A 20,580-nucleotide genomic window follows, 5' to 3' on the forward strand; every position below is an offset into this window, starting at 1 on the left:
AGGAAGCCGTGTGAAGTTCCTGCACACCTCCGACTGGCACATCGGCAAGACGCTCAAGGGCCGCAACCGCCTCGACGAGCAGCGGGCGGTGCTCGGCGAGATCGTCCGGATCGCGCGGGACGAGCCGTTCGACGCGATCCTCGTCGCGGGCGACCTCTACGAGACGTCGGCGCCGTCGGCGGCCGCGCAGGAACTCGTGGTGCGGGCGCTGATGGCGCTGCGCGAAACCGGGGCCGAGGTCGTCGCCATCGCCGGGAACCACGACCACGCCGCGACCTTCGAGGCCTACCGGCCGCTGCTCAAGGCCGCGGGCATCCAGCTCACCGGCGACCCGCGCCCGGTGCACGACGGCGGGGTGTACTCGTTCGACGCGCGTTCGACGGGCGAGCGGGTCAACGTCGCCGTGCTGCCCTTCCTTTCCCAGCGCTACGCGGTCCGCGCCGCGGAGCTGCTCGCCGGGACCCCGGCCGACAACGTCGGCGAGTACGACCAGCGGGTGCGCGACATCCTCGAGCACCTCAAGACCGGGTTCACGCCCGGCGCGGTGAACCTCGTCATGGCGCACCTGACGGTGACCGGCGGCACGATGGGCGGCGGGGAGCGCGCCGCGCAGTCCATCTTCGAGTACCACGTGCCCGCCACGGCGTTCGGCGCCGACCCGCACTACGTGGCGCTGGGCCACCTGCACCGGCGCCAGTCGCTGCCCGCCGCGTGCCCGGTGCACTACAGCGGTTCGCCGTTCGCCGTCGACTTCGGCGAGCAGGACAACACCAGCGTCGTGCTGGCGGTGGAAGTGAGCCCGGCGACGCCGGCGAAGATCACCGACATCCCGCTCACCGCCGGGCGGAAGCTGCGGACGGTCCACGGCACGGTGGCGGAACTGATCGCCCGCGCGGGGGAGTTCGGCGAGGACTACCTCCGCGTCTACCTCCGCGAAGCGACCAGGGCCGGGCTGCGCGAGGAGATCCAGGAAGCCCTGCCGAACGCCCTGGAAATCCGCATCGACCCGGAGTTCGCCGCGCCGGTGACGACGTCGAACGGCGACCGCGCGGTCGCGGACCGTTCGCCGGGGGAGCTGTTCGCGAGCTACTGCGCGGAACGCACGGTCGAGGACAAGCGCGTGCAGGCGCTCTTCGCGCGGCTGCACGACGAAGAGACGAGCGGGGTGTGACATGCGGCCAGTGCTGCTGGAGATGACCGGCTTCGCGTCCTTCCGCGAGAAGACCGAAGTGAGCTTCGAAGACACGGACTACTTCGCGCTCGTCGGGCCGACCGGCGCGGGCAAGAGCACGGTCATCGACGCCCTCACGTTTGCGCTGTACGGCTCGGTCGCCCGGTGGGACCACGAAGGTCTCGTCGCGCCCGCGCTCGCGCCGACGGTGAACCGCGCGACCGTCCGCCTGGTCTTCGACGCCGGCGGCGCGCGCTACCACGTGGTGCGCGAAGTCCGCCGCAGCGGCGGCAAGAAACCCACGGTCAGCGTCAAGAACGTGCGCCTGGAACGGCTGATCGACCCGACCGCGCCCGGCGGCCCGGAGGACGACGCCGACCCGGTCGCCGCGGACTCCGAGGTCACCCCGGCGGTCGAACGCCTGCTCGGGTTGACGTTCAAGCACTTCTGCACCTGCGTGGCCCTGCCCCAGGGCGACTTCGCCGAGTTCCTGCACGCCAAGGCCGCCGACCGGCAGAAGATCCTCATCAAGCTGCTGGGCCTGGAGGTCTACGAGCGGATCGGCCGCCGGGCCGGCGTGACGGCGGAGCAGCAGAAGCAGCGTGCCGCCGTCCTGGCCGAACAGCTCGGCAGCTACGCCGACGCCACCGAGGAAGCCGTCGCGGAGCTCGCCGCGCGGATGACCGCGCTGGCGGAACTGGACGCGCGGGTGAACGCGGCCCTGCCCGGGTTGAACGACGCCACCCGCGCGCACGAAGAAGCGCGTCAACGCGTCGCCACGCTCACGGCGGAGCTGAAAGTCCTCGACGCTGTAGAACGCCCGGACGGTGTCGAAGACCTCGAAACCCGGCGTCGCGAGGCGGCCGAGGCCGTCGCGGCGGCCCGCACCGCGTTGGAGACGGCGGAAACCGCGGACGAAGCCGCCCGGGCCGCCCTCGCCGCGGCGCCCGCGCGCGGCGAGCTGGAACGGATCCGCGTCGCGCACACCGAACTCGCCGATCTCGAGCAGGCTCTCCCGCGGCTCGGTGAAGCGGCGGAAGCGGCGAAGCAGGCGAAGGAAGTCGCCGCCACGGCCGCGAGCGAAGCGGTGTCCGTCCTCGACGCGGCCAGGGAGAACCGGGACCGGACCGCCCGGGCGGCGGAGGACACCGCCGCCGAAGCCGCTCGCGCCCGGCAGGACCGGGACCGGCTCGCCGGCCTGCGGCCGCCGGGGGATCTCGGGAACCTGTCGGCGGAATCGGCGCGGGTGGCGAAGCGCACGGCGGCCGCCGACGAGCGTCTGCAGGCCGCGGAGGCCGCCGACGCCGGGGCACGGGCGGCGCTGGCCGCCCAGCCGGATGTCGCTCCGCTGGCCGCGGCCCGCTCGGATGCCCGCACGCTGTATGCGTTGTGCGAGGCGCAACGGAAGGCCGCGCCGGAGCAGGTCGCTCGCCGGGCGGACCTGGAAACGGCGCGCGCGGCCCTCGCCGTCGCCGACGCCGAACTCGCCGCGGCGAAGACCGCGTTGGCCGAAGCCGAGCGGGCCGGGCAGGCGCTGGTGCTGCGGGCCGGGCTCGCCGTCGGGCACCCGTGCCCGGTGTGCGAGCAGGAAGTCACGGCCCTGCCGGACGCCGGCGGCCACGCCCACCTCGCCGAGGCCCGCGAACGCCTCGAACACGCCGAGCGCGGCCGTGCGTCGGCCGAATCGGGCGTGCGCAAGCTGGAACGGACCGTGGACCGCGACGCCGACGCCCGCGCGTCGGCGGCCGCGCAGGCGGAAGAACTCCGCGCGGTGCTCGCCGAGGTCGACGGCCCGCCGGAGTCGGCAGCCCTGCTGCGGCCCGTCGAGGCGGCCTTCTCCGAGCAGGACTACGCGGATCTCGTCGCCGCCGTCCGCGAACGGGGTGAGTGGCTCTCCGCGACGATCGACGGTCGCACCCGGGTCGCCGAAGCCGCGCGCGCCGCCGACGCGGAACTGGCCGCGGCTCGCGCCGAACGCACGAAGGCCCGGCAAGAGGCCGAGGTGGTGGCGAAGTCGTTCGCGGCGGCCCGCGAGGCCTTGCGGGCGGCCCGCGATCCCCTGGTGGAGCTGGGGGCGCCCGCGCTCGGCGGCGACGACGTCCCGGCGGGGTGGCAGCGCCTCACCTCGTGGGCGGCTTCCGCGCTCGCCGAACGGCGAACCGTGCTGGCCGCCTGCGAAGCGGCCGCCGAAGCCGCCGGCAAGGAAGCTGTCGTGGCGGCGGAGGATTTCCGGACCGCCGAGCGGGACGCCGAGCAGCGGCGCACCCGGGCGGTCGACACGGGGCTGGCCGAGCAGGCGGCGAGCACCGGACTGGCGGCCGCCCGGCAACGGCAGGCGGAACTGACGGCCATCCTCGACGGCGCGCCTTCCGCCGAGGTGGTCACCGAGCAGCTCGCCCGCGTCGCGGAACTCGAGCAGGCCGCCAAAACCGCGGACGCCGGGCTCAGGACGGCCCGCGCGGCCGCGAAGCAAGCCGCGGAAGCCCAGGCGGGCATCGGCGCCCAGGTCGAAGCTGAGCGGCAGAAGCTGTCCCGTGCGCGCGACCCGCTGGTCGGTCTCGGCGCTCCGCCGATCGACGGAGAAGGCCTTCTCGACGCCTGGACCACCCTCACGGACTGGGCTGCCGGCCAGGCGAAGGACCACCGCGAGCGGCTGGCGATCGCGGAGACGGCCGAGCGCGAAGCGGCGGAAGCGTTGCAGGCGGCCGGACGCGCGGTTGCCGACGACGTGGCCGCGCTGGGGGTCGCCGCGGGGGACGGGCCGGTGCGCGACCGGGTCCCGGTCGCCGTCGCGGCCGCCCGGGCGCGCGCCGAAGCCGACCACACCGACATGAAGCGGCGCGTGGCCCGGGTCGCGGGGCTGCACGAAGACATCGCGGCCGCGGAGTCCGACGCGCAGGTCGCGCGGCTGCTCGCGGACCTGCTGCGCTCGGACAAGTTCCCGCGCTGGCTGATCGCCGGGGCCCTCGACACGCTGGTCGCGGAGGCCTCGGCGTCGCTGCTGGAACTGTCCGGCGGCCAGTTCGAGCTGACCCACGACAAGGGCGACTTCCTGGTGGTGGACCACAACGAGGCCGACGCCCGCCGTCCGGTGAAGACGCTGTCGGGCGGCGAGACGTTCCAGGCGTCCCTCGCCCTGGCCCTCGCGCTGTCTTCGCAGCTGGGGGCCATGGCGGCCGAAGGGGCGACCCGGCTGGAGTCGATCTTCCTCGACGAGGGCTTCGGGACGCTCGACGAGGCCACCCTCGACGTCGTGGCGTCCACTTTGGAGAACCTCGCCGCGTCCGGCTCCCGGATGGTCGGGGTGATCACGCACGTGCCGGCGCTCGCCGAGCGCGTCCCGGTGCGGTTCCTGGTCACCCGGGACGGCACCGGCTCGCACATCGCCAGGGAGGGCGCATGACCGTTCCACAACTCGACGCGGCCGCCGGGATGAACTTCAGCATCGACGCCTGGGACCCGGGCTACGGCAGCTCGCTGGAGGCCGAGGACCTCGGGCGCTCGCAGGCCGAGGTGGAACTCGACGTCGAGGTCCCCGAGGCCGAGTGGGCGCCGATCGACCCGTCGCCGGTGTCCCCGCCGGAAGCGGTGCTCTTCGTCGACGGCGTCCGCCGGATCGACGCCCGCGTCTGGATCGACGACCCGGCGGGCACGAACTCGGCGTCCATCGGCCTCTGCGCCTCCTACGCGGCGGGGGTCGTGTGCTGCTGCGCGGGCCGGGCGCACGTCGTCGGCACCGACGTCCGGCGCGGGTTGTTCACCGTCGCTCCGCAGGCGGACGACATCGCGACCCCGGCCGGCGTTTACACGGCGCACCGGGCGGCGCCGAAGGAGGACAAGCCGCTGCCGGTGGTGCTGTCCTCGGCGCTGCAGGAGCAGCTGGCCGAAACCGAGCTGGAGACGGCGATCCGGGCGCGCACCGCGATCGCCGGGCACGTCGGCGAAGACCTGCTGGTCGTGGACGGCCCGCTGCGCGGCCGCGCGCACCTGGACCGGGCCGTCGGGTTCATCAAGAGCCACCAGACGACGTACCTGCCCGGCGAGCTCAACGCGCTCGTCGGCCGGCTCGGCCCGCACCAGCGCACGCCGGTGTTCCTGATGGGCACGACGTGGGTCCGGCACTCGTGGTACCTGCGGCTGCCGTCGGCGGGCGGGCCGCCGTGGTCGGGGGTCGTGCGCGTGGAGGCGGCGCCGCACCTCGGCCGCGAACAGGTCGCCGAGCTGGCGAACGTCACCCAGTCGGTGCTGGGGCGGTTCGCCTCCGTCGCGTACAAGGACTCGCGGGCGCCGCAGAACCTCTACCCGATCGCGGGCCTGGAGCGCGACCTGCGGCACCGGCTCGGCGACCAGCAGTTCGTGTACCGGGCGCTGCGGCTGGCCGCGGCCCGCTGACCCCGGGCCCTCCGGCGGCGCGCGAGGTGTCCTTTGTGGAGGGTCAGCCGGACGGCGGCCGCTCCCGCCGTTAGGCCGATCAGGGGCTTTCTCCACCCGGGTCCGGCCCGGTTCGCCGGTGCGCCCGCCGGGCTTGAGCGGCGGAAATGGTCGAGTCCAATTCTCGTTCAGGTACGTGAACGCAAATCGAGTCTATGTTTCCCTGTCAGGAATGCGTTAGCTTGGCCGCCGTTGGTCCCGCCTGCCGTGGGAGGCATCGATGCGCACCGGCCCGCTCGTTCTCGTCCTGGTACTGGGGTTGTCGACGGCGACGCCGGCGGCCGCGGCCGCGCAGCCCTGGCGCGACGCCCGGCAGTCACCCGACCGCCGGGCCGCCGAACTGATCGCGGCGATGACCCTCGACGAAAAGATCTCCCAGCTGCACCTGCAGCCCGACGCCGAGCACCAGCGGTTCGTGCCGCCGATCCCGCGGCTGGGCGTGCCGGGGTTCCGGATCGCCAACGGCCCGGCCGGCATGGGGCCCGCCGACGACAAGCCGCAGAAGCCGGCGACCGCGCTGCCGGCCACCATGGCGCTGGCGTCGACGTTCGACACCGGGCTCGCCCGCCGGTACGGCCGGCTGATCGGCAGCGAGACCCGCGCGCTGGCGCACAACGTGTCCGAGGGGCCGGACATCAACATCGCCCGCGTCCCGCGCAACGGCCGGACGTTCGAGGGCATGGGAGAGGACCCGTTCCTCGTCGGCGCCCTGGGTGCCGCGGACATCCGCGGCATCCAGGAGAACGGCACCATCGCCGAGGTCAAGCACTTCGCGGCCAACAACCAGGAGACCCGGCGCCAGAGCATCGACGAGCACATCGACGAGCGCACGCTCAACGAGATCTACCTGCCGCACTTCGAGCAGGCGGTCACCGAAGGCCGCGCGGGCTCGGTGATGTGCGCCTACCCGAAGATCAACGGCGTCTTCACGTGCGAGAACCGCGCGCTGCTGCAGGGCAAGCTGCGTGCCGGCTGGGGGTTCACCGGGTTCGTCCAGTCGGACTGGGGCGCCGCGCACAGCACCGTCGGCTCGGCGGAGGCGGGCATGAACCTCGAGATGATCGACGGCACCTGGTACGGCGAGAAGCTCAAGCAGGCCGTGCTGGCCGGGCAGGTGACCGAGCAGCGGGTGGACGAACTGCTGCGGCCGCGGTTCCGCACGATGTTCGCCTTCGGGCAGTTCGACCACCCGCCGGCGCTCACCCCCCTGCCGACGGCCCGGCACGACGCCGCCGCGCAGGAGTTCGCCGAACGCGGCATGGTGCTGCTGCGCAACGAGCACGCGCAGCTCCCGCTCGACCCGCGGGTGCGCTCGATCGCGCTCGTCGGGCCGTTCGCGACCAAGGCCAAGACCGGCGGCGGCGGCAGCTCGGCCGTCATCCCGACGTCCACAGTGGACCCGTTGCCGGGCCTGCAGCAGCGCGTCCCGGGCGCCGCGGTGACCTTGGACGACGGCAGCGACGTCGCCCGCGCGGCGGCGCTGGCCCGGACCGCCGACGTCGCCGTGGTGATGGTCGGGGACAACGAGACCGAGGGCAAGGACCGCCCGGGCCTGGCCCTGGAGGGCAACCAGGACGCCCTGGTCACCGCCGTCGCCGCGGCCAACCCGCACACCGTCGTCGTGGTGAAGAGCGGGGGCCCGGTGCTCATGCCGTGGGCTTCGCGCGTGCCGTCGATCCTCCAGGCGTGGTACCCGGGCCAGCAGGACGGCGCGGCGGTGGCGGCCGTGCTCTTCGGCGACGTCAACCCGTCGGCGAAGCTGCCGATCACCTTCCCGGCGGCGGAGGCCGACACCCCGGCGAACACCCCGGCGCAGTTCCCCGGCGTCGACGGCGTCGCGACGTATTCGGAGGGCCTGCAGGTCGGCTACCGGTGGTTCGACGCGCAGGACCGCACCCCGCTGTTCCCGTTCGGTCACGGCCTGTCGTACACGACGTTCGCCTACACGGGTTTGTCGGTCCGCAACACCGGCGACGGCGCCACGGCGACGTTCACGGTGCGCAACACCGGCCACCGGGCGGGCGCCGAGGTCGCGCAGCTGTACCTGGGTTTCCCGGCGGCTGCCGGAGAGCCGCCGCGGCAGTTGAAGGGCTTCGAGCGGGTCTCGCTGGCGCCGGGCCAGGCCCAGCGGGTGACGATCCGGCTGGACGCGCGCGACTTCTCCGTGTGGAGCACGACGGCCCACGCGTGGCAGCCGGTGCGCGGCGGGTTCACGGTGTTCGTGGGCGGCTCGTCACGGTCGTTGCCACTGCAGGCGGCGTTGGTGCGGCGCTGAGCGCTCGTGCGCTGCAGCTGGGGGTTTTCCGGCGGCCCTCGCGTAGCGGGCGGCGCTGAGCGTTCAGGACTTGCAGCCGGGCGCGCCGGCGGCGGCGAGCATCAGCTCCGGGGACGCCGTCACGGCGCCGACCGGGTCGTAGGTGCCGTCGAGGTCCAGCTGCGCCTGGTCCAGGGCTTGGAAGGCCGGCCCCTGGGACGCCTCGTTGCCCGGCTTCGCGCGGTCGAGCGCGGTTTTCGCCCCGGCGGCGCGGTCGCGGGCCGTGGTGAACTTCGTGATGAAGGCCCTGCGCACGGTTTCGCCGAGCGGCACGGGCGCGGCCGGCAGCGCGGTCAGCTTGCGGATCGTCTCGCCCGTGCGGTCCGCGAGGCCGCCCAGTTCCTCGCTGATGGCCCGCTGCACCTCGGCGACGCTGCTGGGCGTCGGCCGCGTCGGTGCGGCTTCGCGGTTGGTCCGCTCCTGGTAGCCGCGGACCGCGGCGCAGAAGCCGTCCATCCAGCGCACGGCGGCCGGATCGGCGGCCGGGGAACGCGGGATGGACTCGACCGGGCTCGGGTAGTGCGACTCGGGGGGCTTCTCCGGAGTGTCCTCGCAGGCGGTCAGCAGCAGGCAGGCGCCGAACAGGGCGGCAGCGATCTTCACGGGTTCCCCCTCGCGTTTGCCCGCTACACGCGCGAGCGGGCCGTCCGGTTGCGTCACGCGGCGGCGAGGGTACCGCCCAGCGCCCGGAGGCCCTCGTCGGTGAGCTCGGCCCGCGTCCACTGCCCGACGACCCCGGCCCGGGCGGCTCGGATCAGGCCGGCCCGCGCCAGCTGGTGCGCCGTCGCCTGGTCGCAGCAGGGCAGGCCGTCGACCCGCAGGTCGGGTTCGCAGCTGCAGGTGAGTTCGGCCCGCCCGGCCCCGACGGCCCGCAGCATCGCCAGGGCCCGGCGGTTGAGTTCGGTGTGCATGGTGGTCATCCCCCTCGTGTGGTGCCGACTATGAGGAGACGTGGCCGTCGTCACCGAATACGCGGTTTCGCCCGCGGTCACCCGAACGGCGCTACTTGCGCTTGCCCCAGCGCTCGTCCTCCGGGTCCTCGCCCCGCCGGAGCGCGTCCAGGTAGGCCCGGTCGACGGCGAACCGGGCCGCGATCTCCCGGCCCTCGGCGACCTCGCCGTGGCCGGGGATGAGGACGTCGACGTGTTCGGCGGTTTTCTCCAGCCGGTCGAGCACGGCCTGGTAGGCGTCGGGCTGCTCGTCACGCCGCGGGTCGAGCAGCGGGATCAGGACGTCGGACAGCAGGTCGCCGGCGATCAGCACGCCCCGGTCGGCGAGCAGGACGGCGGCGTGGCCCACGGCGTGCGCGTCGTGCTCGATGATCTCGCCCGGGATCGGGGTGCCGTCCGCGGGCAGCGGCGTGAGGCGGGCGATCGGTTCAAGGGGGATGTCCGGCGCGGTTTCCTTCGCCATGGCCTGGGCCCGTTCCCGCGCCTCACCGGCGATGCGGGCGTTGGCGGCCGTGGCGTACCGGGGGACGTCGCCGAAGCGGGGGTGCCAGAGCAGGTGGTCCCAGTGCGGGTGCGTGGAGAACCCGGCGACGACCGGGATCCCGAGCCGGTCCAGGTCGTCGGCCAGCGCGTCGAGTTCGGCGCCGTGGATGCCGGGGTCGACGACGACCAGCCCGTCGTCCCCGCGCACCACCGTGGTGTTGCTCCAGACCCACTCGCTCTGCCGCACCCAAACGCCGTCGGCCACCTCGTTCAGCATCGGGTCACCGTGCCAGGCGCGACGGCCCGGCGCAATGGAGCGCAATGGAACTCAGAGGCGTTCCTGCAGCGCGTCCGCCGCGGCCAGGAGGTCCGCGGCCCAGCGCGCGCCCGGCTTGCGGCCGATCCGCTCGATCGGCCCGGACACCGACACCGCGGCGACCACCGTCCCCGCGGAGTCCCGCACCGGGGCCGAGATGCTCGCCACCCCCGGCTCGCGTTCGGCCACGCTCTGCGCCCAGCCGCGCCGCCGGACCTCGAGGAGCGTGCGCTCGCCGAAGACGGCGTCGGCCAGGATCGTGCGCTGCGTGTGCGGGTCCGCCCAGGCCGCGAGCACCTTCGCGCCCGAGCCGGCCGTCATCGGCAGCCGCGAACCGACCGGCACCGTGTCGCGCAGCCCGCTCGGCGGCTCGGCCGTCGAGACGCACACGCGCTGGACGCCGTCGCGCCGGTACAGCTGGACGCTTTCGCCCGTGACGTCGCGCAGCTTCGGGAGCACCACGCCCGCCGCGTCGAGCAGCGGGTCCGTCGAACCGCCCGCGAGCTCGGCCAGCGCCGTACCGGGGCGCCAGCGCCCGTCCGGACCGCGGCGCAGCAGCCGGTGCACCTCGAGGCCGACCGCGAGCCGGTGCGCGGTGGCCCGGGGCAGGCCCGTGCGCGTGCACAGTTCCGCGAGGCCGCAGGGGTCGTCCGCGACCGCCTGCAGGACGGCCACTGCTTTGTCCAGTACTCCGATACCGCTATGCTGTCCCACGAACCGATACTAGCGTCCCGCACTTTGGGAAGTCCAGTATCTGGGAAACCCCGAACTCGAGCTGCGCCCTTCCTTCGCGGCTCGCATCCGTTCCGCCGGTGCGCGCCCGAGTTCCGACCCGTGGAAGGAGCCGGAGATGACCAGCCCGACCGGCAAGGCCCGCACGCTGGCGGAGAAGGTGTGGGAAAGCCACCTCGTGCGCCGAGGCGAAGGCGCCGAACCGGACCTGCTCTACATCGACCTCCACCTGCTGCACGAAGTGACCAGCCCGCAGGCCTTCGACGGCCTCCGCCTGGCCGGGCGGCCGGTGCGCCGCCCCGACCTCACCATCGCGACCGAGGACCACAACGTCCCGACCGTCGACATCGAGCTCCCCATCGCCGATCCGGTCTCGCGCACCCAGGTCGACACCCTTCGCCGCAACTGCAAGGAGTTCGGGGTCCGGCTGCACCCGATGGGTGACGCCGAGCAGGGCATCGTGCACGTCATCGGCCCGCAGCTCGGCCTGACCCAGCCCGGCATGACGGTGGTCTGCGGCGACAGCCACACCTCCACGCACGGCGCGTTCGGCGCCATCGCCTTCGGCATCGGCACGTCCGAGGTCGAGCACGTGCTGGCCACGCAGACGCTGCCGCTGCGTCCCTTCAAGACGATGGCGATCACGGTCGACGGCGAGCTGCGGCCCGGCGTCACGGCGAAGGACGTCATCCTCGCGGTGATCGCGAAGATCGGCACCGGCGGCGGCCAGGGCTACATCCTGGAGTACCGCGGGTCGGCCATCGAGGCGCTTTCGATGGAGGCGCGGATGACCGTCTGCAACATGTCGATCGAGGCCGGTGCCCGCGCCGGGATGATCGCGCCGGACGAGACGACGTTCGCCTACCTGAAGGGCCGCCCGCACGCACCGCAGGGCGCGGACTGGGACGCGGCGGTCGAGAACTGGCGGCAGCTGCGCACCGACGAAGGCGCCGAGTTCGACGCCGAGGTGTACCTGGACGCGGGCGAGCTGACACCGTTCGTCACCTGGGGCACCAACCCCGGCCAGGGCCTCCCGCTGGGCGCCGAGGTGCCGGACCCGGAGGCCATCGGGGACGAGAACGACCGCATCGCCGCGGAGAAGGCCCTGTCCTACATGGACCTCAAGCCGGGGACGCCGCTGCGGGAGATCTCGGTCGACACCGTCTTCCTCGGCTCCTGCACCAACGGCCGGATCGAGGACCTGCGGGCCGCGGCGGAGGTGCTGCGCGGCCGGAAGGTGGCGGACTCGGTCCGCATGCTGGTGGTTCCCGGCTCGATGCGCGTCCGCAAGGCCGCCGAGGCCGAGGGGCTCGACCAGGTCTTCACCGAGGCGGGCGCCGAGTGGCGCCAGGCGGGCTGCTCGATGTGCCTCGGCATGAACCCGGACCAGCTGAAGCCGGGCGAGCGCAGCGCGTCGACGTCGAACCGCAACTTCGAAGGCCGGCAGGGCAAGGGCGGCCGGACGCACCTGGTCTCGCCGCTCGTGGCCGCCGCCACGGCCGTGCGGGGCACGCTGTCGTCGCCGGAAGACCTGCTGACCGCCGCCCGCTGACCACCCGAGGAGCTACAGCCATGGAACCGTTCACCCAGCACACCGGCGTCGGCGTCCCGCTGCGCCGGTCCAACGTGGACACCGACCAGATCATCCCGGCGGTCTACCTCAAGCGGGTGACCCGGACCGGGTTCGAGGACGGCCTGTTCGCCGCTTGGCGCGGCGACGAGGACTTCATCCTCAACCAGGAGCCGTTCCGGAACGGAAGCGTGCTGGTCGCGGGCCCGGACTTCGGCACCGGATCGTCGCGCGAGCACGCCGTCTGGGCGCTGATGGACTACGGCTTCCGGGTCGTCATCTCCGCCCGGTTCGCCGACATCTTCCGCGGCAACTCCGGCAAGGGCGGCCTGGTGGCCGCGCAGTGCGAGCAGCACGACGTCGAGCTGCTCTGGAAGCTGCTGGAGAACGAGCCCGGCACCGAGGTCACGGTCGACCTCGAGACCAAGACCGTGCGGGCCAAGGACTTCACCGCGCCGTTCCAGATCGACGACTACGTCCGCTGGCGCCTGCTGGAGGGCCTCGACGACATCGCGCTCACGTTGCGCCACGCGGGCGAGATCGACGGCTTCGAGGCGAGCCGCCCGTCCTGGAAGCCGACGACGACGCCGGTGACCGCCTAGGCCCGGGGGTGGGATCGCTTGCTCGTCAAGGGATCCCACCCACTGCTTCCCGGATGGTGGCGGCACGGGGAAACTTTCCCTGTGCCGTTGGAGTTCGCGCTGCGTAGGTAATACCGTGTCGCTAGCCGGCCGACGCGGCCGTGGAGCCTTCCTGGAGGACTGGACATGGCCAACAAGGCCCAGCTGATCGAGGCGCTGACCGAGCGCCTGGGCGACAAGAAGGCCGCCGCCGAGGCGGTCGACGGTCTGGTCGACATCATCATCCGCACGGTCAACAAGGGCGAGAAGGTCAACATCACGGGTTTCGGCGTGTTCGAGAAGCGCGCCCGAGCGGCCCGGACGGCCCGCAACCCGCGCACCGGCGAGGCGGTGCGGGTGAAGAAGACGAACGTCCCGGCGTTCCGCGCGGGAACGACGTTCAAGGACGTGGTCTCCGGCGCGAAGAAGCTCCCGAAGGCAACACCGGCGAAGAGGACAACGACCTCCCGCCCGGCAGCGGCTCCGAAGACGGCCGCGGCAAAGTCGGCGACGACGGCGGCGGCGGCGAAGCCGGCGACGACCCGGACGAGGACGACAGCGGCGAAGTCGGCGGCGGCGAAGCCGGCCGCAGGTGCGAGGTCGACCACGGCCGCGAAGTCCGCGACGGCTGCGAAGCCCGCGACGGCGGCGAAGTCGGCTACGGCTGCGAAATCGACCACGGCCGCGAAGTCTCCGGCGGCGGCGAAGCCGGCCACAGCTGCTAAGCCGGCCACGGCCGCGAAGTCTCCGGCGGCGAAGACGACCACGGCCCGCAAGACCACAGCAGCCAAGACGACCACGACCAAGACCCCGGCAAGGCGAACGTCCGCCGCGGCCGCGGCGAAGAAGGACTGACCGGCCCGAAACTGTCAGACCCCTCCGGTAACGTGAAATCCGGGGGACCCCCCGGGGGCGACCCCCTGTTGAACGAGCAACTTTCCGCCAGGGCCCCGCGCGACGCGCGGGGCCCTGCCGCATCTCAGCCCCGGCGCAGCGCAAGTCATCGACCGGAAGTCCGCCCCGACCAGACAGCCGCTGCTCGCGCGCGGCAACGCCTGCCCGCGTACAGGGGAGTCGGTCGCGTGCCTGGAGAGTCGGCCCGCGTACCGGGAGGGTCGGCCTGCGTACCCAGAGGGTCGGTTGGCGTACCTGCACGGTCGGATGGCAGGTCGAGTCCAAGCCGGAGCGAAACCGGCTGCCCGACCGAACAATCCACGCCCGCGCCCGCGAACAGCAGCCCGCGCCAGTGATCCGACTGCCCCGGCTCGTGATCCGACCTCCCACGTACGCAAGCCGACCCTCCGGGTACGCAGGCCGACCGTCCAGGTACGCAGGCCGACCGTCCAGGTACGCAGGCTGACCGTCCAGGTACGCAAGCCGACCGCAACCCCTACGCGAGCCGACCTTCTAGGTACGCGAGCCGACTGTCGGGGTAAGTGAGCCGACTGTCCAGGTACGCAGGCCGACCGTTCGGGCGCGCGAGCCGACCGCATTCCGAACCCGGGCCGACCGGACCTCGCACCCGAATCGACCCCGCACGTACTTGAGTCGGTTCGGCTGAGCCGTCGCGAGTCGGACCCGCGAGCGGGGGATCACGCACCGCCGTCGGCAGTGTCCCGAACAGACTCCCGGATCACCCGCTCGGCCCAACGCCCACCTCGAAACCGGTTCCGGCCAATTTCGCAAAGTTGCTTGAGCGCCCGGCCGAGTGGTGCCACGCTGCGTTCCTCGGGGCCCGCGTCCGGCGGGGCCGGGCTTGCGCGAGGCGAACCTGGGGGCGACCACCATCGACATCCGGCTGCTCGGCCCGTTCCAGGTGCTCGTCGACGGTTCGCCGGTCCTGCTGACCAGTTCGCGCCAGCGGGCGCTGCTCGCCACCCTCGCGCTCTCCGCCGGGCGGCTCGTGTCGATCGATGCCCTCGCGCGCGGGGTCTGGGGCGAAACGCCGCCCGCGCACATCCGGGGCAGCCTGCAAACCTACGTCATGCGCCTGCGCCGCCTCTGCGGCGACGACACCGTCGTCACCGAACCGGACGGCTACCGGCTGGTCCTCGACCCGTCCCGGGTGGACGCCCTGCGCTTCCTCCGGACCCTCGACCAGGCCGCCGCCGCGGAACCCGGACGGCGCCGGGACCTGCTCGCCACCGCCCTCGACGCCTGGGGCGGTGTTCCGCTCGAAGGCGTCGGATCGCCCGCGCTGGCCGCCGAATGGGGGCCGCTGCTGACCGAGCGCTACCTCTTCGCCGTCGAACAGCGCATCGACCTCGACGCCGGCCTCGTGCCCGATGCGCGGCTCGTCGCCGAACTCACCGACCTCGTCGCGCAGCACCCGCTGCGGGAGTCGTTGTGGGAACGGCTGGTGCGCGCGCTCGCCCGGTCCGGGCGCCGGGCCGAGGCGCTCGCGCGCTACGCCGGCCTGCGCGCGTTGCTCGCCGACGAACTCGGCGTCGAACCCGGCGAAGACCTCCGCCGCCTGCACGCGGAACTGCTCGCCGCCGACACGAGCCCGGCCGGGCACACCGTGCCGCGGCAGCTGCCCTTCGACGTCGCCGGGTTCACCGGCCGGGGCCCCGAACTCGCCGAACTCGACCGGCTGCCGCCCGGGGGCGCGTCCGGCATCGTCGTCATCGAAGGCACCGCCGGCGTCGGGAAGACGTCGCTGGCCGTGCACTGGTCCCACCGCGTCCGCGAGCGCTTCCCCGGCGGCCAGCTGTTCCTCGACCTGCGCGGCCACTCCGCCGAAACCCCGGTCACGCCCGGCGCCGCGCTCGCCGGCTTCCTGCGCGCCCTCGGCGTCCCGGCCGAAACCCTGCCCGCCACAGTGGAGGAACGCTCGGCCCTGCTGCGCAGCAGGCTGGCGGGCAGCCGCACGCTCATGCTGCTCGACAACGCCCGCGACGCCGACCAGGTCCGCCCGCTGCTACCGGGGTCCGGCAACCTCGTCGTGGTGACCAGCCGCAACCAGCTGCGCGGTCTCGTAGCCCGCGACGGCGCCCGCCGCATCGCGCTGCGTTCCTTCGACGACCGTGACGCGGCCGCGCTGCTCGCCGGCAGCGTCGGGCCGCAGCGCGTCGCCGCCGAGCCCGGTGCCGTCGCCGAACTCGCCGAGCTCTGCGGGCGCCTGCCGCTGGCACTGGCACTGGCCGGCGAGCGCGCTTCCCGGTTTTCCGGCGTCTCGCTCGCGGGCATCGTCGAGGAACTCCGCGACCAGCGGCTGCGGCTCGACACCCTGCGCGACCCGCAGGACGCCGGGACCGACCTGAGGGCCGCGTTCTCCTGGTCCTACAAGGCCCTGCGCCCGGCCGCGGCCCGCTTCTTCCGGCTGCTCGGCCTGCACCCCGGGCACGGGTTCAGCCTGTCCTCGGCCGCCGCGCTCGCGGGCGCCGACCTGCGCGAAGCGCGGGAGCTCGCCGACCAGCTCGCCGCCGCCCACCTGCTCAACCAGCCCGGCACCGACCGCTACCAGTTCCACGACCTCCTGCGCGTCTACGCCGGCGAGCTCGTCGAAACCGAGACGAGCGAGGCCGAACGCGCGACGGCGCTGCGCCGGCTCCTCGACTGGTACCTCGCGAGCGTCGCCGAAGCGAACAAGCTCGTCCGGCCGGACCTGCTGACCGACGACATCACGCTCGACCCGCCGCCGCTGCCCGCGGTCCGCTTCGCGCAGCACGAGCAGACGATCGCCTGGTACACCACCGAACGCCAGGCCCTCACCGCACTCGTCGGCATCGCCGCCGGGCACGGCTGGACCGCGCACGCCTGGAAGCTCGCCTGGCTCCTGCGCGGGTTCTTCGCCGAACGCCACGACCGCGACGACTGGATCGCCACCGCGCGCACGGCCGTCGCCGCGACCCGCGACACCGGCGACCGCACCGGCCTGCAGTACAGCGCCAACAACCTCGGCTCGGCCTACCTGCGCACGCTCCAGCCGGACAAGGCGCTCGAAGCGCTGGAGGAAGCGCGCGCCGCGTCCGAGAGCGGCGACGGCACCGCGCTGGCGGTGGCGATCCTGTCCAACCTCGCCGGCGCCTACTACGTCCGCGCCGAGTACGCCGAAGCCGAACGCCACGCGCTCCAAGCCGTCCGCCTCGCGCGCGACCACGGCCAGCGCACGTTCGTGCCGCACGCGCTCCTCAACGTCAGCGCGACCCGCATCGGCCTGCGTGACTACGACCACGCCGCCGAAGCGGCGCAGGCGGCCCACGAAGCGTTCGCGGAACTGGGCGACCGCTACCACGCGGCGCTCGCGCTGGGGAACGTCGCCGAGGCCCTCGAAGGCGCCGGCCGGCACGACGAAGCGGAGCGGGCAGGGCTCGACGCGCTGGCGGAGCTGAAGGAATTGAACGCCGACTACGGCACGATCGACGTCCAGATCACCCTCGGCAGGCTCAAGCGCCGCACCGGGCGCGAGCGCGAGGCCGGCGGTCACTGGGCCGAGGCGCTGACCGTCAGCCAGCGCCTCGGCGACCCTCGCGTCGCGCAGGTGCAGGCCCTGCTGGCCACGGTGCCGACAGAAACCCCCTCGCCCGGGGATGCGCCGTACCCCTAGCCCGGCGCAGCCCAGCGGGACCCGGGACGAGTACACCAAGATCGACTGTCACGCCGCTGTCTCGGGCCGGCAGCGCACTCCCCGGTGCGGCTCAGGAGCGGCTGGGGGAGGGGGCCGGGAGCGCGCTCGGGTGGTAGTCCGCGGCCAGGAGCAGCGGGCCTTGCGAGTCCGTCGGCGGGCGGAACGACAACACCCAGAACGAACCCTTCTTGCTCGGCACCACCCCGCCGCGCGCGGCGGAGAGCTCGACGCCGTCGCGGTCCGCCAGCGCGCTCACCAGGTCCGGGATCACGCCGCCCTGGCTGCACACCACCGGCGTCCCGCCGTCCCCGGCCACCGCCAGCAGCCGCGCCACGCCCAGGACCGGGTCCGGCCAGTAGCCCTCTTCCGAGAACAGCGGCTCGTGACGGACTTCGGCCGTGAGGTCGTCCGCGACCCCGTGCACCGTCTGCACGCAGCGCAGCCGCGGGGCCGACAGCACCCGGTCGGGGCCGAACAACGACAGCACCCGGCGCAGCGCCGCCGCTTGGCGCCGGCCCGCCTCCGACAGCGGGCGGAGGTCGTCGTCGCCCGACCACTCGTCGCGCTTGCCCGCCTTCGCGTGCCGCACCAGCAGCAGCGTCGTCAGGCCCACCGGCAGCTCGCAGAACGCCCGCAGCACCCGGACGTCCTCCGGCCGCGTCAGCAGCTCCTCCGCCGCCGTCGGTTCGAGCCAGCGCAGCTCGTCGACCTCGTCGTTGGCGGCGAACGCGCCGGAAACCGCTTCCGCGGCGAAGTAGTCGACGGTCTTCGGCACGGTCCCGGAACCGCGGCGCGACGGCACCGGGTACGCCGTCCGGGCCAGGTAGCGGCCCAGGACCGCGGTGAACCCGGTCTCCTCGCGCACTTCGCGCACCGCGGCCTCGGCGATCGTCTCGCCGGGGTCGAGCTTGCCCTTCGGCAGTGACCAGTCGTCGTACCGCGGGCGGTGCACCAGCGCGACTTCCGTCGCGCCGGCGTCGACGCGCCACAGCACCGCGCCGGCCGCCCGTACCTCCTGGGTCATCCGGCGGCCCCGTGCAGCTTCGCCAGTTCCAGCTGGTGGTCGCGCACCCGCGAGCCGTCGGCCGGGAACGGCGACCACTCGCCGCTCTCGGTCAGCACCCAGCAGCGGGTCGCCGGGTCCAGCGCGGAGTCGAAGATGTTGTCCAGCTGCGCGGTGAGCTTCGGGTCCTTGACGCGCACCAGCGCCTCGATCCGCCGGTCCAGGTTGCGGTGCATCATGTCCGCGCTGCCGATCCAGTGCGTCCCGCCCGCGCGGAAGTTGAAGATCCGCGAGTGTTCCAGGAACCGGCCGAGGATCGACCGGACGTGGATGTTCTCCGACAGCCCCTCGACGCCCGGCTTGAGCGTGCAGATCCCGCGGACGACGATTTCGACCGGCACCCCGGCCTGCGACGCGTGGTACAGCGCGTCGATCACCTGCTCGTCGACCAGCGAGTTGCACTTGATCCGGATCCCGGCCTGCTGCCCGGCGCGCGCGAGCTCGATCTCCTCGCCGATCGCGCGGACGATGCCGCGGCGGATGCCGTGCGGTGACGTCAGGATCGTCCGGTAGGTGTCCTGCCGCGAGTAGCCGGTCAGGACGTTGAACAGGTCCGTGACGTCCGCGCCGATGCTCGGGTCGGCGGTGAACAGGCCGATGTCCTCGTAGAGCCGCGCGGTCTTCGGGTTGTAGTTGCCGGTGCCGATGTGGCAGTAGCGGCGGATGGTCGAGCCCTCCTGGCGCACGATCATCGACACCTTGCAGTGCGTCTTCAGCCCGACCAGGCCGTAGACGACGTGCACGCCCGCGCGCTCCAGCGTCCGCGCCCAGGTGATGTTGGCCTGCTCGTCGAAGCGGGCCTTGATCTCGACCAGCGCGACGACCTGCTTGCCCGCCTCGGCGGCGTCGATCAGCGCGTCGACGATCGGGGAGTCACCGGACGTCCGGTACAGCGTCTGCTTGATGGCGAGGACCTTCGAGTCGGCCGCCGCCTGCTCGATGAAGCGCTGCACGCTCGTGGAGAACGAGTCGTACGGGTGGTGCACCAGCACGTCGCCCTCGCGCAGCGTCGCGAACACGCTCTTCGGCGTCTCGCGCTCGCCGAACGCCGGGTGCGTCGCCGGGACGAACGGGCGGTCCTTCAGCTCCTTGCGGTCCACAGCGGACAGCTGGTGCAGGCAGGTCAGGTCCAGCAGGCCGGGCACCTCGACGACGTCGGCCGGGTCGACGTCCAGCTCGCGCAGCAGCAGCTCGAGCATGTGCTCGCTCATGTCCTGCGCGACTTCCAGGCGCACCGGCGGGCCGAAGCGGCGCTGCGCCAGCTCGCGTTCGAGGGCCTGCAGCAGGTCTTCGTCGCGGTCTTCGTCGACCTCGAAGTCGGCGTTGCGGGTGACGCGGAAGACGTGGTGCTCGGTGACGTCCATGCCGGTGAACAGTTCACCCAGGTGGGCGGCGATGAGCTCCTCGAGCGGGAGGAACGTCGCCGTCCGGCTGGTCCGCTCGGTCTCGATGCGCATCAGGCGCGGCACGTTGCTCGGCACCTTCACGCGGGCGAAGCGCTCGGTGCCGCCCTCCGGGTCGCGGACCGTCACCGCGAGGTTGAGCGAAAGGCCCGAGATGTACGGGAACGGGTGCGCCGGGTCGACGGCCAGCGGCGTCAGGACCGGGAAGATCTGCTCGGAGAAGTAGCTGGACAGCCGCAGCTGGTCGGCGCCGGCCAGGTCGGCCCAGCCGACGATGTGGATGTCCTCCTCGGCGAGCTGGGGGCGCAGGTGCTTCTCGAAGGCGCCGGTCTGCCGCTCGACGAGGTCCTGGTTGCGCTTGGCGATGTAGCCCAGCTGCTCGCGCGGGGTCAGGCCGTCGGCGCTGCGCACCAGCAGGCCGGTCTCGTCGCGGCGCTTCAGGCCGGCGACGCGGACCATGTAGAACTCGTCCAGATTGGACGCGAAGATGGCGAGGAACTTAGCGCGCTCCAGCAGCGGCTGCGACTCGTCCTCGGCCAGCGCGAGCACGCGCGCGTTGAAGTCCTGCCACGACAGCTCGCGGTTGAAGTACCGGTCGTCGGGCAGCGTCTCGACGGCGGTCGGCGCGGTGGTGACCGCGGGCGGCGCCGACGGCACGGCCCGGAACTCCTCGGCCGCCCGGGCGTTGCCGTGCGCGGAGCTGCGTCGCCGCGTCGCCGCCGGGGTGGCCGCGGCGGTCGTGGTCTTGCGGTTGCGCGCCTTGCCGGCGGTGGCACGCGCGGCGGTGTCCCGCGCGGTCGACTTGGACGGGACCTTCTTGGCGGTGGTCGTCTTCTTCGCCGTCTCGGCGCTGGCCGGGTTCCGTCGCCTCCGCGGTGCGGGCGTGCCGCCGTCGTCTGTGCTCACGGCCCCCATTCTTCACTAAGCGGGGCCGGATTGCGCAGGCCACGGTGAAGG

Annotated in this window: 14 protein-coding genes; 8 read left to right on the forward strand and 6 right to left on the reverse strand. The window is 73.3% G+C overall.

Translation table 11 applies throughout. The features are described from left to right. The first annotated feature begins 10 nt into the window (after positions 1–10). The 4 genes from ACLJPY_RS23350 to ACLJPY_RS23365 all read left to right on the forward strand — a co-directional run bounded on the left by ACLJPY_RS23350 (position 11) and on the right by ACLJPY_RS23365 (position 7,877). A complete protein-coding gene (locus ACLJPY_RS23350; RefSeq protein ID WP_410591457.1) occupies positions 11–1,171 on the forward strand; it encodes an exonuclease SbcCD subunit D in 1,161 nt (386 codons plus the stop codon). Position 1,172: 1 nt separating this feature from the next. Then, positions 1,173–4,574: an AAA family ATPase gene (locus ACLJPY_RS23355; protein ID WP_410591459.1), complete on the forward strand. Its 3,402-nt coding sequence runs from the start codon at positions 1,173–1,175 to the stop codon at positions 4,572–4,574. Then, positions 4,571–5,563, forward strand: coding sequence for a hypothetical protein (locus ACLJPY_RS23360; RefSeq protein ID WP_410591460.1), 993 nt, complete (start codon positions 4,571–4,573; stop codon positions 5,561–5,563). Before ACLJPY_RS23355 ends, ACLJPY_RS23360 begins: the two co-directional genes overlap by 4 nt. Before the next feature lie 259 nt (positions 5,564–5,822). After that, a complete protein-coding gene (locus ACLJPY_RS23365) occupies positions 5,823–7,877 on the forward strand; it encodes a glycoside hydrolase family 3 C-terminal domain-containing protein (RefSeq protein WP_410591462.1) in 2,055 nt (684 codons plus the stop codon). A 63-nt stretch (positions 7,878–7,940) separates the two neighbouring features. On the opposite strand, the gene ACLJPY_RS23370 is transcribed toward ACLJPY_RS23365, so the two are convergent. The 4 genes from ACLJPY_RS23370 to ACLJPY_RS23385 form a co-directional block, all read right to left on the reverse strand. Next, complete coding sequence (locus ACLJPY_RS23370) at positions 7,941–8,519, reverse strand: hypothetical protein (protein WP_410591464.1); 579 nt, start codon at positions 8,517–8,519, stop codon at positions 7,941–7,943. A 53-nt stretch (positions 8,520–8,572) separates the two neighbouring features. Beyond that, entirely contained in the window at positions 8,573–8,827 is a 255-nt protein-coding gene (locus tag ACLJPY_RS23375; protein ID WP_410591849.1) for a hypothetical protein, read from the reverse strand. 91 nt (positions 8,828–8,918) lie between these two features. Further along, a complete protein-coding gene (locus tag ACLJPY_RS23380) occupies positions 8,919–9,626 on the reverse strand; it encodes an MBL fold metallo-hydrolase (protein ID WP_410591466.1) in 708 nt (235 codons plus the stop codon). 51 nt (positions 9,627–9,677) lie between these two features. Next, the gene (locus ACLJPY_RS23385) at positions 9,678–10,379 is read right to left on the reverse strand and encodes an IclR family transcriptional regulator (protein WP_004560682.1); all 702 of its coding nucleotides are present in this window, start codon (positions 10,377–10,379) and stop codon (positions 9,678–9,680) included. Positions 10,380–10,515: 136 nt separating this feature from the next. Here ACLJPY_RS23385 and leuC point away from each other — a divergent pair, with 136 nt between their 5' ends. The 4 genes from leuC to ACLJPY_RS23405 all read left to right on the forward strand — a co-directional run bounded on the left by leuC (position 10,516) and on the right by ACLJPY_RS23405 (position 17,136). Next, complete coding sequence (leuC, locus tag ACLJPY_RS23390; protein ID WP_410591467.1) at positions 10,516–11,949, forward strand: 3-isopropylmalate dehydratase large subunit; 1,434 nt, start codon at positions 10,516–10,518, stop codon at positions 11,947–11,949. A gap of 20 nt (positions 11,950–11,969) precedes the next feature. Beyond that, positions 11,970–12,569, forward strand: a complete 600-nt coding sequence (leuD, locus tag ACLJPY_RS23395; protein WP_410591468.1) for a 3-isopropylmalate dehydratase small subunit — start codon at positions 11,970–11,972, stop codon at positions 12,567–12,569. A 165-nt stretch (positions 12,570–12,734) separates the two neighbouring features. Beyond that, positions 12,735–13,442 (forward strand): HU family DNA-binding protein, encoded by a 708-nt coding sequence (locus tag ACLJPY_RS23400; protein ID WP_410591469.1) that lies wholly within the window; start codon positions 12,735–12,737, stop codon positions 13,440–13,442. Between the two features lie 901 nt (positions 13,443–14,343). Continuing rightward, complete coding sequence (locus ACLJPY_RS23405; RefSeq protein ID WP_410591470.1) at positions 14,344–17,136, forward strand: BTAD domain-containing putative transcriptional regulator; 2,793 nt, start codon at positions 14,344–14,346, stop codon at positions 17,134–17,136. A 91-nt stretch (positions 17,137–17,227) separates the two neighbouring features. Here ACLJPY_RS23405 and ACLJPY_RS23410 read toward each other — a convergent pair whose 3' ends face one another. Beyond that, entirely contained in the window at positions 17,228–18,181 is a 954-nt protein-coding gene (locus tag ACLJPY_RS23410; protein WP_410591472.1) for an NUDIX hydrolase, read from the reverse strand. Continuing rightward, on the reverse strand, positions 18,178–20,538 hold the full coding sequence (locus ACLJPY_RS23415; protein WP_410591474.1) for an RNA degradosome polyphosphate kinase: 2,361 nt from the start codon (positions 20,536–20,538) through the stop codon (positions 18,178–18,180). The genes ACLJPY_RS23410 and ACLJPY_RS23415 overlap by 4 nt, the downstream gene beginning before the upstream one ends. Positions 20,539–20,580: the final 42 nt, after the last annotated feature.

This window comes from Amycolatopsis sp. lyj-23 (assembly GCF_046549135.1).
GTDB lineage: Bacteria > Actinomycetota > Actinomycetes > Mycobacteriales > Pseudonocardiaceae > Amycolatopsis.

What these genes read in the sequence shown, in the direction of transcription:
- ACLJPY_RS23410 (WP_410591472.1), bottom strand. Translation starts at nt 18,181, where the DNA reads ATGACCCAGGAGGTACGGGCGGCCGGCGCGGTGCTGTGGCGCGTCGAC.
- ACLJPY_RS23375 (WP_410591849.1), bottom strand. Translation starts at nt 8,827, where the DNA reads ATGCACACCGAACTCAACCGCCGGGCCCTGGCGATGCTGCGGGCCGTC.
- ACLJPY_RS23360 (WP_410591460.1), top strand. Translation starts at nt 4,571, where the DNA reads ATGACCGTTCCACAACTCGACGCGGCCGCCGGGATGAACTTCAGCATC.
- ACLJPY_RS23380 (WP_410591466.1), bottom strand. Translation starts at nt 9,626, where the DNA reads ATGCTGAACGAGGTGGCCGACGGCGTTTGGGTGCGGCAGAGCGAGTGG.
- ACLJPY_RS23365 (WP_410591462.1), top strand. Translation starts at nt 5,823, where the DNA reads ATGCGCACCGGCCCGCTCGTTCTCGTCCTGGTACTGGGGTTGTCGACG.
- ACLJPY_RS23415 (WP_410591474.1), bottom strand. Translation starts at nt 20,538, where the DNA reads ATGGGGGCCGTGAGCACAGACGACGGCGGCACGCCCGCACCGCGGAGG.
- ACLJPY_RS23400 (WP_410591469.1), top strand. Translation starts at nt 12,735, where the DNA reads ATGGCCAACAAGGCCCAGCTGATCGAGGCGCTGACCGAGCGCCTGGGC.
- leuC (WP_410591467.1), top strand. Translation starts at nt 10,516, where the DNA reads ATGACCAGCCCGACCGGCAAGGCCCGCACGCTGGCGGAGAAGGTGTGG.
- leuD (WP_410591468.1), top strand. Translation starts at nt 11,970, where the DNA reads ATGGAACCGTTCACCCAGCACACCGGCGTCGGCGTCCCGCTGCGCCGG.
- ACLJPY_RS23355 (WP_410591459.1), top strand. Translation starts at nt 1,173, where the DNA reads ATGCGGCCAGTGCTGCTGGAGATGACCGGCTTCGCGTCCTTCCGCGAG.